The sequence below is a fragment of the Micromonospora sp. NPDC023737 genome (genome assembly GCF_040639715.1).
GTDB lineage: Bacteria > Actinomycetota > Actinomycetes > Mycobacteriales > Micromonosporaceae > Micromonospora.
This window is the reverse complement of sequence record NZ_JBFAAL010000008.1, coordinates 133,868-149,244: the sequence shown is the minus strand read 5'-3', so window position 1 is coordinate 149,244 and position 15,377 is coordinate 133,868. Positions and strand designations below refer to the sequence as shown.

12 protein-coding genes and 2 pseudogenes are annotated in these 15,377 nt (G+C 67.6%); 11 read left to right on the top strand and 3 right to left on the bottom strand.

What is annotated here, in order from left to right; genetic code table 11:
- Positions 1 to 361: 361 nt before the first annotated feature.
- Complete coding sequence (locus AB0F98_RS19095) at positions 362 to 859, top strand: SRPBCC family protein (RefSeq protein WP_357736971.1); 498 nt, start codon at positions 362 to 364, stop codon at positions 857 to 859.
- A 268-nt stretch (positions 860 to 1,127) separates the two neighbouring features.
- Complete coding sequence (locus AB0F98_RS19090; protein WP_357736968.1) at positions 1,128 to 1,544, top strand: hypothetical protein; 417 nt, start codon at positions 1,128 to 1,130, stop codon at positions 1,542 to 1,544.
- Positions 1,545 to 1,772: 228 nt separating this feature from the next.
- Here the strand turns inward: AB0F98_RS19090 and AB0F98_RS19085 are convergent.
- Positions 1,773 to 2,506 (bottom strand): annotated as a pseudogene (locus tag AB0F98_RS19085) (transposase); the annotation flags it as partial.
- 457 nt (positions 2,507 to 2,963) lie between these two features.
- Between AB0F98_RS19085 and AB0F98_RS19080 the strand changes: the two are divergent.
- The 5 genes from AB0F98_RS19080 to AB0F98_RS19060 all read left to right on the top strand — a co-directional run bounded on the left by AB0F98_RS19080 (position 2,964) and on the right by AB0F98_RS19060 (position 11,044).
- Complete coding sequence (locus AB0F98_RS19080; protein WP_357736965.1) at positions 2,964 to 4,640, top strand: glycosyl hydrolase family 28-related protein; 1,677 nt, start codon at positions 2,964 to 2,966, stop codon at positions 4,638 to 4,640.
- Between the two features lie 70 nt (positions 4,641 to 4,710).
- The gene (locus tag AB0F98_RS19075) at positions 4,711 to 6,150 is read left to right on the top strand and encodes a glycoside hydrolase family 28 protein (protein WP_357736962.1); all 1,440 of its coding nucleotides are present in this window, start codon (positions 4,711 to 4,713) and stop codon (positions 6,148 to 6,150) included.
- An 82-nt stretch (positions 6,151 to 6,232) separates the two neighbouring features.
- Positions 6,233 to 7,897 (top strand): glycoside hydrolase family 28 protein, encoded by a 1,665-nt coding sequence (locus AB0F98_RS19070; protein WP_357736959.1) that lies wholly within the window; start codon positions 6,233 to 6,235, stop codon positions 7,895 to 7,897.
- Positions 7,898 to 7,939: 42 nt separating this feature from the next.
- A complete protein-coding gene (locus tag AB0F98_RS19065) occupies positions 7,940 to 10,342 on the top strand; it encodes a glycosyl hydrolase family 28 protein (RefSeq protein ID WP_357736956.1) in 2,403 nt (800 codons plus the stop codon).
- A gap of 171 nt (positions 10,343 to 10,513) precedes the next feature.
- The gene (locus AB0F98_RS19060) at positions 10,514 to 11,044 is read left to right on the top strand and encodes an NADPH-dependent FMN reductase (RefSeq protein ID WP_357736953.1); all 531 of its coding nucleotides are present in this window, start codon (positions 10,514 to 10,516) and stop codon (positions 11,042 to 11,044) included.
- A gap of 113 nt (positions 11,045 to 11,157) precedes the next feature.
- Here AB0F98_RS19060 and AB0F98_RS19055 read toward each other — a convergent pair whose 3' ends face one another.
- The gene (locus tag AB0F98_RS19055; protein ID WP_357736950.1) at positions 11,158 to 11,349 is read right to left on the bottom strand and encodes a hypothetical protein; all 192 of its coding nucleotides are present in this window, start codon (positions 11,347 to 11,349) and stop codon (positions 11,158 to 11,160) included.
- Positions 11,350 to 11,905: 556 nt separating this feature from the next.
- Between AB0F98_RS19055 and AB0F98_RS19050 the strand changes: the two genes are divergently transcribed.
- The 3 genes and pseudogenes from AB0F98_RS19050 to AB0F98_RS19040 all read left to right on the top strand — a co-directional run bounded on the left by AB0F98_RS19050 (position 11,906) and on the right by AB0F98_RS19040 (position 14,011).
- A complete protein-coding gene (locus tag AB0F98_RS19050; protein ID WP_357737205.1) occupies positions 11,906 to 12,652 on the top strand; it encodes an SDR family oxidoreductase in 747 nt (248 codons plus the stop codon).
- A gap of 236 nt (positions 12,653 to 12,888) precedes the next feature.
- A pseudogene (locus tag AB0F98_RS19045) lies at positions 12,889 to 13,053 on the top strand (transposase); the annotation flags it as partial.
- A 154-nt stretch (positions 13,054 to 13,207) separates the two neighbouring features.
- Positions 13,208 to 14,011 (top strand): metallophosphoesterase, encoded by an 804-nt coding sequence (locus AB0F98_RS19040; RefSeq protein WP_357736947.1) that lies wholly within the window; start codon positions 13,208 to 13,210, stop codon positions 14,009 to 14,011.
- Positions 14,012 to 14,083: 72 nt separating this feature from the next.
- On the opposite strand, the gene AB0F98_RS19035 is transcribed toward AB0F98_RS19040, so the two are convergent.
- The gene (locus tag AB0F98_RS19035; RefSeq protein ID WP_357736944.1) at positions 14,084 to 15,028 is read right to left on the bottom strand and encodes an aminoglycoside phosphotransferase family protein; all 945 of its coding nucleotides are present in this window, start codon (positions 15,026 to 15,028) and stop codon (positions 14,084 to 14,086) included.
- Between the two features lie 40 nt (positions 15,029 to 15,068).
- Between AB0F98_RS19035 and AB0F98_RS19030 the strand changes: the two genes are divergently transcribed.
- Positions 15,069 to 15,308: a hypothetical protein gene (locus AB0F98_RS19030; protein WP_357736941.1), complete on the top strand. Its 240-nt coding sequence runs from the start codon at positions 15,069 to 15,071 to the stop codon at positions 15,306 to 15,308.
- Positions 15,309 to 15,377 lie beyond the last annotated feature (69 nt).

The following is a 15,377-nucleotide window of genomic DNA, read 5'->3' as shown; positions in this document are numbered from 1 at the left end:
TGGCGCGACCGAGGCGGCGTGCGCGCGGGGGTGCGGCGAGCGTCGGCGGCCGCACGCCTCGACGCCGGCGCGGATCGCTGGGGTCGCGGCGGCGACCCGGTCGCGGACGGCCCCGCAGGCGGTCATGTCGAAGACCCGGGGCGGGGACTGCGGCGGCCGAACGTACGGAACGCCGGTCCGACGTCGCTGCTGCTTTGACCGGCAAGGTTCGCCGGGCTGGCGGGCCAGTCGATCCTGGAGCTGATTCGGTGAGAGTTCGCGTAGCGCGGGGCTCGTACGGCTCGGCCAGGGCGTCGTCGTACCCCGGGCGTAGCGTCCAGGCGGGGTCAGGTTCATGCTCAACGGTTGACGGAGGAGCGGGTTGACGACTACGACAGGCGAGCCTGTGGTGATGGTGTCCCGGCGCATCGGCGCCCCAGCGGGGGACATCTTCCGGATCCTGGCCGATCCCAGACGGCACGCGGACCTCGACGGTTCGGGGATGCTGCGCGGTGTCGTCTCCGACGCCGTGGTCTCGGGCGTGGGCGACGTCTTCGTGATGCGGATGCACTACGAGCGCTACGGCGACTACGAGATGAACAACCACGTCGTCGAGTACGAGCCGGACCGCCGCATCGGCTGGGAGCCCAGGCCCGGTCGCGGGCACCCGGACGCCACCGAGCCCGGGGCCGCCTGGGGCCACCAGTGGATTTTCGACCTGGTGCCGGACGGAGCCGGGGCGACGGTCGTGACCGAGATCTTCGACGGTTCGCGCATGCCGGAGGACAAACGCGCGGAAGTGAACAGTGGGCGTGCCTGGTGGCAGACGCAGATGGCGAGCACCCTGGAACGTCTCGCCGATCTGTGCGCCGCGCGGTGAACACCGACCTCGACGCCCTCTAGTACTCCAACGTCACTTAATCTCTCGGGCGGCTTGACGGCGGATCAAGCACCGGAGCCCTTTATATGGGCCACGGAGCACGCTCGGTGCCGACAACCGCCCCGCCGCGTCGCCGAGGTCGCCCGTAGCTGGGTGCGGTGATCGCGTCAGGCGCAGAGCCCTGTCATTACGGCTACGCACCAGGGTTGACAACCTTTGTTGTCGAGCGGACCCTGAATGTGAGCTACCTGGCGAGAGGAGTCGCACCATGCGGGATCTGACACCGGACGAGCAGCAGGAGCTGCGGCGGGAGCTGGGTGCTGTCGCCGCCGATTGGGCGCGGCGGCTGACGGCCGCCGGCCCCGGTGCCCGGGCCACAGGCGACCGCGAGTCGGGGGACGCGGAGCGGATGTTGGTCGCCCACCTGGCGCGCATGGCGGCAGGGGAACAGATGCGCCGCCTGCTCGCTGACCTCGTGTCCGACAGCGCGGAGGAAGCGGTGCAATGTGGTGCCGGCTATCCCGAGCTAGGCGCGGCGGTAGGTGCCAGCCGGCAAGCGGCACGAAAGCGTTGGCCCCACCTGCCGATCTCGAAGAAGCGTGCCGGCGATTGGAAGCAGCCGCCCGGAGGCCTCGGTTCCCAGGCCGGCGAGAGTTACCTGGGATATCCGAAGGGAGTGGCCTAATACTCCAACTCACTTGATCTTTCGACCGGCTTGGTGACCGAGTCTGCGCTGGTAGTGGGATCGTCGGGCTCGCGCTTGGGATGTTCGTCGCCACGTTGACCAGTGCAGGGTGTGTGCTGGTGGGAGTGGTTGGGTGAGGACGAAGGCGTTGAGGAGTCGGCGGATCTCGGCGACGGTCAACGCGATGGTCTCGGGGTCGGAGTCGGGCTGCTGCGCGGCGAGGATGGTCAGGACGGCCAGGGCGAGCATGGCCAGGGTGATGAAGCGGTGCCAGCCGGTCCAGCCGCGGACCTGGTAGTGGTCCAGGCCGACCTGGCCTTTGCCGGTTTGGAACAACGCCTCGATGCTCCAGCGGGATCCGGCGACGGTCACGAGGGTGTGCAGCGGCACCGGGCGGGGTGACCAGCACAGGTAGAAGGCGAGCTGACCGGTGGTGCGGTTTAGGCGGATGAGCAGCCACCGATGCTCATCCGGCCGAATGGCGGTGGTGATCCAGGCCCACACATAGTCGCGGGGACCTTTCGCACCCGGCCCGCAACTGGCAGGTAGAGCCGGCGGTCGATCATCGCCCGCCCCGCCGGTGACACGTAGGCCAGGAACACCCCGACCTGGCTGTTCTCGACACGACCGGCGGTGCCCGTGTACTGCCGCTGCACCGCGACCGAACACACACCCTTCTTCAGGAAGCCGGTCTCGTCGGTGACCAGTACGGCGTCGGGGTGGCCGAGCCGCTCGATCAGCCGGTCACGCACGTCATCGCGGACGGCGTCGGCGTCCCACACCGCCGTACGCAACAGCCGCTGCATTGCCTGCGGGTCGGCGTGACCGGCGCGTTCCGCGAGGGACAAGCAGGTCTTCCGCTCTACCGTCGACAGCAGCCCTTCGACGAACTGCTCGGCGGTCCGACGTGGCTCCGCCCGCACGAACCGATCAGCGACACGCGTCACCACCTCGTCCAGGATGACCCGCCACCCGGTCGGGTCTACGCTGTGGCACACGGCCACCCACGGTCTTCGGTTGTCCTCACAAACCATCGATAATCAACGCGGTGGCCGTCCTCATGCCCGCGCCACGCCCAACGACGAAGCCAAGTGACGTTGGAGTACTAGGCCCCCTGGACCACTCTGAAACCCTTTGCGCCTACCTGACGGCAACAAATGGCGGAGGCATCCGTCAATGCGTCCGAGGGTTGAAACAAGTTTCAAACGCGATCGTGGTCCGGCCGGTTCGCTGTCAGCGGGAGGTTCGCCCACCCGCCCGACGGCGATCGCCGGGGACGAAGATCGATTCTGAAACAAGTTTCAAGCGGGTAACGCATTGACCGATGTTCAACTGTTTGGTGTCGTGAAGGTCGGACCGCAAACGATTTCAGGGTCCGCGCGGTCCCCGACGCGGTTCGGAGGAGAGATCATGTCGCCGATGACGGATCCCGCCATCACCCGACGCGGGCTGCTCGGTCTAGGGGCGGCTGCCACCGCCGCCACGACGCTTACCGGCGTCACTGGACCTGCGCGGGCGGCGAGTCCGGATGACATCACCCCGCCGGGCGACGCCGCCGCGGATCTCCTCCGACAGTGGCGGGAGGATCCAGGCAGCCATCCGTTACTTCCGGACGTGTCGACCGCCGGCTACCGGCTCGGCCAGCGGCCCCCGCGACCACGGGTCACCACGAAAGTCACCGATTTCGGCGCCCGGCCGGACGGAACGGACTGCACCGAGGCGTTCAACGCGGCCGTACGCCACGCCGGCGAGCACGCCGGGGGAGTGGTGCTGGTGCCACCCGGGACCTGGACACTCACCGGACCGGTCTGGATGCACTGGTCGGGGGTGGTGCTGCGCGGCGCCGGCCGGGATGCCACCGTGCTGCACTGCACCCGTACCCTCGACGACGGATACCGGCCGAACCGCCAGCCCAACGGCAACAGCCGCTGGTCATGGACCGGCGGACAGATCTGGTTCCTCGCGCCCGAGCGACGTGCCCGCTCCGAGGCCGAGGACTACGCGGGCACCGAGGGATGGCTGCTCGGTGACGTGCTCGCCGAGGTCGGCGCCGCCTCCCGCGGCCAGCGGACCCTGGTGGTCTCCGGCACCAACCGGCTCACCCCCGGCGACATGGTCGTGCTCGAGTGTCAGAACCCACCAGACGCGAGCCTGCTGCGCCACCTCGCCGGCGACGTGCCCGGCACCCGGGACTACGACTGGCCCCGCGGCGCACCGCAACTCGTCACCGAATCCGGCGGGCAGTACGTGCAGTACGCGACCCTGCAGTGGCCGGTGCGGGTGGCAGTGGTACTCGGCGACCGGATGGTCCGGCTGGCGCAGCCCCTCAAGTACGACCTGCGGCCCGGCTGGCCGGCCCGGCTACGCGCGATCGGCCCCACCGTCCACGACGCCGGCGTCGAACATCTCACGGTCCGCAACGAACCCGTACCGCAAACCGCGCACAACCGGCACCCAGGCTCGAACGGGGTGTGCTTCCAAGCGGTCCACGATTGCTGGGCGCGGGACGTCCGCGTGGAGAACTGCGACCTCGGATTCGGGCTGACAACCGCCAAGTCGGTCACCATCACCGGAGTGACCGTCGGCGGGCGCGCCGCCCACCACAGCTTCGCCTGCCGGATGCAGTCGAACGACAACCTGGTGGAGGACTTCGAGATCGAACGTTTCACCGTGCCGGTACCCTCCGGCGCGATCCACCACGGCCTCAACGTGGAGGGGCTCTCGGCCGGCAACGTCTACCGCAGCGGGCGCATGGCGGAAGGCACCTTCGACACCCACCGCGCACTGCCCTTCGAGAACGTCCGGACCGACATCACGCTGGAGAACAACGGCCGCGTGGGCGGATCCGCCGCCTCCGGCCCGCTGTTCGGCGCGCGGATGACGCACTGGAACGTGCGCATCACCAACGGCCGGCCGTACGCGATCACGATTGCCGACGTGGCGCCGCGCAGCGTGACCGTCGGCGTGCAGGGCGTCGAGGACACCGACAGTGGACTGCCCCGCGACTTCCCCGGCGACCTGGAATCACTGCTCGCCGACCACGGGTCGGCACCATCCGTCAAAGACCTCTACCTCGCCCAACGCGGACGGCACTAGCTTTCCGCACCTGCCCCAGAAAGACACCCCCGTACCGAGTCCTGTGTCAGCTGGAGCCCGGGAGAGTGCGATGACCACCGAACACAGCAGGCGTAACGTCCTTCGCTGGGCGGCAGCGACAGGCGCCGCCGCAGCCCTGACGCCGCTGCTCGGCAGTCACGCGCACGCCGATCCGACGCCCAACGGCAACCCATGGGCCCGCGCCCGGTACATCAGCGCCAAGGTGCGCCGCCCACACTTCCCGGACCGCTGGTTCGACGTCACCCGGTACGGCGCGGTGGGCGACGGCGCCACCGACTGCACGCGGGCCATCCGACGTGCCGTCGAGGCCTGCCACGCCGCCGGGGGTGGTCACGTGCTGGCGCCCGCCGGCCGCTTCGTGACCGGCCCCATCCACCTGCGCAGCAACGTCGACCTGCACGTCACCGCCGACGCCGTGGTGCTGTTCAGCCAGGACCCGGCCGACTACCTGCCCGCCGTGCTGACCCGGTTCGAAGGCGTGGAGCTCTACAACTACTCGCCGCTGATCTACGCCTACGGTCAGGAGAACATCGGCGTCACCGGCGCCGGAACGCTGGACGGCCAGGCGGACGACGCGCACTGGTGGCCGTGGAAGGGCAAACCGGAGTACGGCTGGAAGCCCGGCGACCCCAAGCAGGACGACGCCCGTGCCCGGCTGTTCGCGATGGCCGAACACGGCGTGCCGGTCACGCAGCGGGTCTTCGGTGAGGGGGACTACCTGCGGTCGTCGTTCATCGAGCCGTACCGGTGCCGCAACGTGCTCATCGAGGGCGTCACGATCATCCGGTCCCCGATGTGGGAGATCCACCCGACACTGTCGACGAACGTCCTGATCCAGGGCGTCACCGTCGACTCGCACGGCCCGAACAACGACGGCTGCGACCCGGAGTCCAGCCGGCTGGTCGTCATCCGGGACTGCATCTTCGACACCGGGGACGACTGCATCGCGATCAAGTCCGGGCGCAACGCCGACGGCCGCCGGGTCGCCGCACCCAGCGAGGACATCCTCATCGAGGGATGCGTGATGCGCGACGGCCACGGCGGCGTGACCATCGGCAGCGAGATGTCCGGCGGCGTACGCAACGTCTTCGTCGACGACTGCGAGATGTCCAGCCCCAACCTGGACATCGCGCTGCGGTTCAAGACGAACTCGGTCCGCGGCGGTTTCATCACCGGCTTCCACGCCCGCGACATCCGCATCGGCGAGGTCGCCGGCGCGGTGATCGACATCAACTTCTACTACGAGGAAGGCCCCGGGTACGGGTTCAACCCCGTCGTCGGCGACATCGACGTCCGAGATCTCACCGTGCGTTCGGCCGGGCGGGCCCTCAACCTCCGCGGCTACTCGGATGCGCACATCCACGGGGTGACCCTCACCGACATCGACTTCGGCACGACCAGCAGTCCCGGCGTGGTCGAGTATGTGGACGACCTCGTACTACGCAACGTGCTGGAGAACGGCGCGCCGCTCGAACCGGCCTCGGCCTGAACTCAGCCACCGCTCGAGCAGTCACCCGCACCTGCGCCAGGAAGCCCCCCGCCGCATCAGGCGCCTCCCAACAAGGAGAAGCATGACCACGCCCTCTACTCGTCGCGACGCTCTTCGGTTCGGCGTCGTCGCGGCCGCCGGCGTCCTGCCGCTCGCGGGAGCAGGCGCCGCGAACGCCGCCGCGCCGGCGGCCGCCGGCCCACGACCGGGTGATCCCCACGGCCCCTACCTGCAGGTCACGGCGTACGGGGCGAAGGGCGACGGCGCGACCATCGACTCGCCGGCCATCAACCGGGCCATCGAGGCAGCGTCCGCAGCCGGCGGCGGCACGGTCTACTTCCCCGCCGGCACGTACGCGAGCTATTCCGTACGGCTGAAGAGCAACATCACACTCTTCCTCGACCACGGCGCGACCCTGCTCGCCGCCACGCCGAAGGACGGCGTCGGGTTCGACGATCCGGGCGACGGTGCTGGTAACCCGTACCAGGACTTCGGGCACAGCCACTGGCGGGCCAGCCTGATTTGGGGCGAGGGGCTGGAGAATGTCTGCGTCCAAGGACCGGGCCGGATCGACGGTGCCGCGCTGGTGCGGAACATGTCGGCCAACAGCCCCGCCGGCACCGGCGACAAAGCCATCGCCCTCAAGCTCTGCCGCAACGTGGTCATCCGGGACCTGACCATCATCCGCGGCGGTCACCTGTCCATCCTGCCCACCGGCGTGGACAACCTGACGATCCACAACGTCAAGATCGACACCATCCGGGACGGCATCAACGTCGACAGCTGCCGCAACGTTCGGATCTCGGACTGCACCATCAACACCCACGGTGACGACGCCATCGTGCTCAAGAGCTCGTACGCGCTCGGCTTCGCCCGGCCGACCGAGAACGTCACCATCGCCGACACGATGGTGAGCGGATACGACGTCGGGACCATCGTGGACGGGACGTACGGGCGGGACGAGCCGGCCGCCGCCGACCGCGACGGGCCCACGGGCCGGATCAAGTGCGGCACCGAGTCCAACGGTGGGTTCCGCAACATCGCCATCTCGAACGTCATCTTCGAGCGGTGCCGTGGTCTGGCGCTGGAGACGGTCGACGGAGGCCTGCTGGAGGACATCACGATCAGCAACGTCACCATGCGGGACGTGTCCAACGCGCCGATCTTCCTGCGCCTGGGTGCGAGGATGCGCGGCCCCGAGGGCGTAGACGTCGGAAAGCTGCGCCGGATCAGCATCAGCGACGTCACCGTGCACAACGCGGACCCGCGATACCCCTCTATGATCATCGGCCTACCCGGGCACGACGTCGAGGACGTACGCATCAGCAACGTGCGGATCCACATGCGCGGTGGCCTGTCGATGACGGAGGCGGCAGCGCAGCCGGCCAACCTCATCAACACCTTCTTCGCCGAGCCTGGCGCGCGGGAGCCGTACGCCGTCCCGGATCGGCCGCAGGCGTACCCGGAACCGTCGATGTTCGGCATCCTGCCGGCGTGGGCGTTCTACGTACGCCACGCCACGGGTGTCCAGCTGAACAATGTCGACGCCAGGTTCGAGCGCCCGGACACCCGTCCGGCGATCGTGCTCGATGACGTCCGGGACGCCGAGTTCCACCACGTCCGGCTGCAGAAGGCGCAGGGTGCACCGACGTTCGTGCTCCGGAACGTCACCGACTTCGCGTTGCACCAGGGCAGGCCGGTCGAGGACGTGCGGATCCCCGATCACGTCGACGTCCGCGAGATATGAGGGGGCAAGCCCGATGAGGGGAGCCGAGGAGTGAAACGTCGTATGCGGGTTCTGCTGTGCCTGGGCGTGGTCGCGGCCATGACGGCCGGGCTGTCGGGCCCGAGCCTCGCCGCCGGGCCGGACGACACGACGGTCGCCGGAGGCCGCCCCGGGGTGCTATCGACGGGCACGGTCGTGGTGGCCCGCCCAGGCTCCGCGCCCATCGTCACGAACGTCGGCACGTCCACGATCACCGTGCGCCCCGGCGCCCGGGTGCCCGCGGTCAAGGAGCAACTGGTCGCCTCCGACCGGTCACGGCAACGGCTCGCAGTCTTCGACGCGGCCGGCAGCGAAAAGCGGGCCGAACGCATCGAGGCCGGAGACGTCCTGCGGGTCACCGCCGAGGACGGCCACTCCGTGGGCAGCTACACCTTCGCCCTCGACGACCCCGATGCCGCGCGGCGCGACGGCGTCTACTGGAACCACACCCGGTACGACGAGATCGACCGCACCGTCAACGCCAACACCCCGGTCTTTCCGGACCGCCGCTGCGACATCACCGACCACCGGTACGCGCACCTGGTCAGGCAGATCACCGAGCGGTACGCCGTCGGCAACGAGGCCGGTGATCCGGCGGTCAAGTCCTCACCGCTCGTCTACGCCTCGCACCAGGTCTGGTACTACACCGATGCCATCGCCGCGGCGATCGCCGACTGCCACCGGGCAGGCGGCGGGATCGTCGTCGTCCCGGCCGGTGGCTCGCGCAACTCCGACGGTGCCTACTACTCCGGCGCCATCACCTTGCTGAGCAGAATCAACCTGCACATCGAGACCGGCGCCACCGTGAAGTTCGTCCGCAACAAGACGAACGAGTACTACCCGGTCGTGCTGACCAGTTACGAGGGCAGCGACCTCTACAGCTTCTCGCCCTTCGTCTACGCGCTGCGCCAAACCGACATCGCGGTCACCGGCGGCGGCCTGCTGGACGGGCAGGAGGACATGTGGAACTGGCGCCCATGGAAGAAGGGCTACTGGGGCGAACCCTCGGTGGAGAACAAGGACACCAACGCGCCGTACGGCACCAACGGCGTCCTCAACGCCATGAACTACGCCGACGTACCGATCCAGAAGCGCATCTTCTCCGACGACGGGCACCTGCCTGCCACCATCCCGGTGATCGACGGTGACACGGTGCGCAATGTGACGCCGCCCGCCGACGCGGCGCCCCTCAGGTCGACCTTCCGGCCGTCGCTCATCCAGACCTACGCGTCCAGCAACGTCCTCATCGAGGACGTGAAGATCCGCAACACGCCGTTCTGGATCGTGCATCCGGTCAGCTCGAAGAACGTCCTGATCCGCAACCTCGACATCTACAGCGACAAAACCAAGGACTTCGAGGCCGGTGGGTGGAACAACGACGACGGTGTAGACCCCGAGTCGAGCAGTCAAGTGGTGATGGAAGGCAACCACGTCACGGTCAGCGACGACGGCGCGGCGATCAAGGCCGGCCGTAACGTCAACGGCCGGAAGCACCGCGATCCCAGCGAGGACATCATCATCCGGCACTCGGTCTACAACAACGACGGAGGCGGGTCCGCAGCGATCTCGATGGGCAGCGAAATGTCCGGGGGGATCCGCAACGTCTTCATCCACGACAACGAGTTCGGCGGCCCCGGGCTGTCGCTGGCGCTGAAGATCAAGACCAACTCCAACCGGGGCGGCTACGTCGAGAACATCTACCTGAGGGACTGTCTGTTGCGCAGCGGCATCTCCGGGATGGTGCAGTTCGACGGCAATTACTCCGAGACCGTCCCGTTCCCGGGCGCGGACGTGTTCAACCCGACCATCCGGAACATCTACCTGGACAACGTCGACACCGCGCCCAGCATGACGCCCGGGCGGACGACCTTCCAGATGTCCAGCGCGGCGTCGCGGTCGCCGGTGGAAAACGTCTACTACCGAAACTCGGACTTCTACACGACGAACACCCTCGACGCGGGCTTCCGAACGAACAAGAACATGAAGAACTTCGTCGTGGAGAACGTGTCCTACATCAACCCGTCAACGTTGCAGCGCACGGTCTACGACACGACCCAGCTGAACCTGCTGGACGACACGGAGGCGGTGACAGAGTCAGGTCAGACCGTCCGATTGACAGCGACGAGCAGCGCCGCCCCGGACACCATCACCGCGGTGCCGACGAGGACCTTCACCCTTCGCGGAAAAGTCGACCTGACGGCCTATCCGGACTTCGTCGTCGGGGGAACCGTCCGGGTGTTCGTCGACCGGAGTGGCACGCCCATCCCCGCCGATCTCGCTGCCGACGGAAGCTTCGCAACGGGACCGATCACCCTCGACGACGACCAGAGCTGGTACCAGGATCGGCATTACGTCGCGGTGAACCTTTACCGCGGCATCAACATGAACACGGAGGTGTACCAGGTAGCGCTCGCACCAGCGGATTGACTCGCCACACCGGCGATCGTCCTCTCGCTCGTTCCCGTGAGCGCCATCGCTCACGGGAACGAGCTGAGGTGTGCGTGGCCCTGCGGAGGAGGTGGTCGGAGATACGCGCGGTAGCGCTCACGACAGGTGGCGATCCGGTGGATCGCGAGCTGCCTGCCGTACGGTCCCCTCATGACGCACCTTCTGTTGATCTCCGGGAGCACCCGCGCGGGGTCGACCAACACCGCAGCCCTGCGTACGATCGCCTCGCTCGTTTCCGACGACGTCACTGCCACGCTGTACGACGGACTTGTCGCCCTCCCCGCGTTCGTCCCCGGCGATCAGGAACCGCCAGTCGCCGTTGCGGAGCTTCGCCGCATGGTCGAGGAGGCGGACGCGGTGCTGTTCTGCACCCCCGAGTACGCCGGCAGCATCCCCGGCAGCCTCAAGAACCTCCTCGAGTGGCTGATCGGGAGCGGAGAACTCAACGGCAAGCCGGTCGCCTGGCTTTCGGTGGCACCTCCCGGGCGGGGTGAGGGGGCCCGCGAAACACTCGAGACGGTGCTCAGCTATGTCGACGCGAACCTGCTGACGTCGGCGTGCGCGCGTATTCCCGTCACCCGTGATGCGGTGACCACGGACGGGATCATCGCCGACCAGCAGGTAACCGCCGCGCTGCGGGACATGCTGACGCGCTTCACCCAGGCGATCGACGCCAACTGAGAACGCCAGGCTCGCGCCGAGCGGAAAGAGACTCAACCAACATCGAACCGGCGATGGTGAGGCGCGCAAGGCCGTGGAGTGGTTCGTGCCGGTGGGCAAGCACGCCACGGGTCCTATCGTTCGGATTCGTTGAGTTCCAGGACCGCTCTCATCTCCTCGATCCCGCGCTCGAGCCGGGCCCTCACCGCATCAGCCATCGTGTGGGGGAGGACGTCGGTCAGCCAGACGAGCCGGCTGTGATCGCTCTCGTCGCGCACCTGGAATGCCGCGTGGTGGTAGGTCATCTCGACCACTGCGTACGCCATCCTCCGGATGCTGTGACGATGGCCAGGATGAGTTCCCGTGTCTGCGTCCCGTCCGGCATTGTCAGAATGCGGACGTCACCCTCGATCTGTACGTCGTCCACACGCCCGGGCAATAGTCGCCGGTGTACCGCCTGACCTTTTCCGCGCGCCGGAAGAGGCCATGGCCGTGCTGGCCTATGGCCTGACCACGACGGAGGTGTTCGCTTCGCCGATCGGTCGGCTCCATCATCTGATCGTTGACCGCCCCGATCCGATGGCCCGGCGAGTGGCGGGCTGCCACCGGACACGACCAGGCCAGCCGCGAACAGGACAGACGCGACGGCAGGGCCGAAGACGACTTGGGGGGCCTGTTCGTGCACGATCTCCCGTCGCAACTCGCGGCCGAGGCGCTCCGCTGGCAGAAAGCCCAGGCCGGCACCCGAGGAGTTGGCCAACCCTGGACTGTATAGTCCAGTGGGAGTCTCAATCCTGGACAGATCAGCTGGACGTCACGCCAGTGGCGCGTTTGCCATTTGGCCTGTCCAGTCCAGCCAACAATGAGGATGAAGTGAGTGTGATGTCGGAACGTACGGCCCTGATCACGGGCGGCACCAGCGGAATCGGAAAGGCGACCGCGCGGACTCTGCACGATCGCGGCTACCGCGTCGCCGTCACCGGACAACGTCAGGAGAGTGTGGCTCTCGCACGGCAAGAATTGCCCGACGACGTCCTGGTTCTGCAATCTGACGCGCGGTCGCTATCGGACATCGACAACGTCGTGTCCGAAGTCGGACGACAGTTCGGAAGTCTGACCACGCTGTTCCTGAACGCCGGCGTCAACCGCCCGATGACGCTGGAGAATTGGGATGAATCGGGCTACGACGAAGTGTTCGCCGTCAACACGAAAGGGGTGTTCTTCACCCTGGTCAAGGCCTTGCCGCTGCTGTCCGACGGCGCTTCGGTCATTGTGACCGTGGGTATCGGAGCAACGCGCAGCCTCACCGGCAGCAGCGTTGCGGCCGGGTCGCACGGCGCCATGCTGGCGATGATCCCGACACTTGCGCTCGAGCTCGCACCGCGCCGGATTCGTATCAACGCGGTCAGCCCCGGAATGACCGATACTCCGATGACGAGAGCCTCGATCCGGACGGCAACCGATGACGTCGCGGGAACGATGACGGCGATGGCCGGGCAGAATCCGTTCGGCCGCCTCGCGACGCCAGAAGACATCGCGGGGACGGTCGCCTTCCTGGCTTCGGACGATGCCGTTTACATCACCGGGCAGGAGATCGTCGTGTCCGGGGGTGCCGGGTTGGCCATCTGACCCAATTGGTCGAGCTCAAGTCGTGCTCGAACCTGCCGATCTGATGGTTGTCACCAGAAGCGGGTTTTCGTGTCGGAGTGACGGTCTCGATCTGTACTAGCACTCCAGCCGGGGATCGTGATTACGGCTCAACGGACACGTGCGAGCGTTGGCGCTCCTAACGAAATGATGTTGGCGCGTCCTCAGGACGTGGATCGTTCTGTCTGAACGTGAGGAGGGGTGAGCAGCCGCCGTGGATCGTCTCGGACGAACTCTGGGCCGAGATCGCACCGCTGTTGCCACCCCGTCCGCCCCGGCGGCATCGGTTCCCGGGCCGCAAGCCTCTCGATGACCGCAAGGTGCTGTGCGGGATCCTGTTCGTGCTCTACACCGCGATTCCCTGGGAGTACCTGCCCCAGGAGTTCGTTTCGCGAACCGGAGAAGGTCCGATCGCTCCGGACCAGCCTGCGCCTGATCGCAGCCGCCATCGGCGTCCTGCTTATCCCCGGTACGGCAGGGCGACCATCCCTCACCGCCTTCTGTGCTTCCCAGCGCGCTCGTGGGTAGGGTGGGCCGATGCCAAGATCGAAGCCTCCGCTGTACGTGGTCGCGGACGTTCATGGTCACCGATCCGAGTTGCGAACCGCGCTTCACGACGAGGGACTTGTCGACAGGTCAGGGCAGTGGTCCGGGGAAGACGCCCGGCTGTGGCTCCTGGGCGACTACGTCGATCGTGGCCCGGACGGCATCGGCGTCATCGACGACATTCGACGACTTGCCGTGTCCGCCGCGACCAGCGGCGGCGAGGTGCATGCACTGCTCGGCAACCACGAGGTGCAACTGCTCGCCGCGCACCGGTTCGGCAGCACGCCGATCGCCGGGTGGGACGAGCCCGGCGGCTTCCAGGGCGGTTGGGCGCGCTTCGGTGGGCGCGAGGACGACTTGCGTCGGCTGACTCCGCAGCACGTCGCCTGGATCATGAGCTTGCCCGCGGTCGCGGTCGTCGACGGGCACCTGCTCGTCCACTCCGACACCGCACGGTACCTGGAGTTCGGATCGAGCGTCGGAGCCGTCAACGCGGCCGTGACCGAGGCCCTGGCCGCTTCGGAGAGCGCGAAGTGGCTGGAGTTCTGCGGCCGGATGAGCGACCGGGGCGCGTTTCGTGAAGCCGAGTCGGCGCGCCCGGACGATGCGGTGTCGACGATGCTGCGCGTGCTCGGTGGCGAGGTACTCGTGCACGGGCACAGCACGCTCACCAAGTACTTCGGGGTAGCGCCGCAGGACGTCCGGGCTGCGCTGAGGTACGCCGACCGCCGGGTCGTCGCGATCGACGGCGGGGTGTACGAGGGCGGCCGAATCCTGCTCACCCGGCTCGTCTGACTCGTCGCGTTCCCAACGCCATGGATCAGGGGGATGCGCAGCGGCTGTACCACCAACAGCACTTGGTGGCTGTCATGGGCTTGGTTTGGTGGCCGCGTCGGCCGTGTACTCAGAGAAGATCTCACCGAGGACGCGCAGGGCACTGGCGTATTCTTCCGCGTCCTCGGGATCTTCGAATGTGTAGGAGCAGGCAGCGAGCGTCTTCCAGAGGGCCCAACCACGTCCACGCGCCCACGTCGCTTCATCCACCGATAGCCGCTCGCGGAATGCCTGCCGGCCGTCGGGGGTCAGCAAGGTCCAAGCGATTGCCAGATCGCAGGCCGGGTCGCCGACGCCGCATGTTCCGAAGTCGATGACGGCCACCAGCTGCCCGTCAGCAACCAGGAGGTTCCCTGCGGCGATGTCCCCGTGGAACCAGCGGTCCACACCGTCCCAGTCAGCGCCGAGTGCACTCGTCCAGATCGCGCGAACCAGCTCGGTATCCACGCGGTCGCCCAGCTCCGCGAGCGCACGCTCAACCTCTTTGTCGAAGGTACGCAGGGTGCCACCCCGGAACCAGTTGTGGAGACCAGGCTGTGGACCACCAGCGGCATCGATGTTCTGCAGGGCCGCTAGAAACTCAGCCAGATCGAGCGCGAACCGCACGGGGTCGGCGAGCCGGTCCGGGTGCGCCGGCGTACCGGCGAGCCACCGGTAGATCGACCATGAGTAGGGGTAGCCGGCACCGGGCTCGCCCTTCGCCAGCGGGGTGGGGACGGGTAGCGGTAACCGGGTGGCGAGCGTCGGGAGCCACCGATGTTCCTTGTCGACCGCGCGGGCGTACTCCGCGGCGCTCGGCAGGCGCACGGACATCTCGGGGCCGAGATGGAACGTCCAGTTGTCCCAGCCGCCGTTGGCCACGGGCTCAACTGGGAGGTCGGCCCACTGCGGGAACTGGTCGGCGACGAGCCGGCGCGCCTGCTCCACGTCGACGGCAATGCGCTGTGGCAGGGGACCGAGAGCCGGAATATCACTCACCGAGCCATCCTCGTCTGAGCATTGAAACTGAGTGCGCCTGGTGCACGAGCGGAAGCTCGCCCATGCCTTCCTCACCGCTGCCACCGCTCACCACAAGCGGCCGAATCCAGCCGGGCTGATCCCGCTGACCGTTGACGAGCTACGCCACCTGTTCAACAAACTGATCATCGAACCCACCCGCCGGCACACCGACCCCCTGCTCTGGTCAATCCGCCGACGCCGCCACCGAGCCCGAGCCATAGGCAGCTGTTACGCCCGCCAAGCCCTCATCGAGCCGTAATCACGATCGCCGGCTGGACTACCAGATGTCAGCCTGTCGGGGTGGCGGGCCATTGCCCGCCACCCCTCC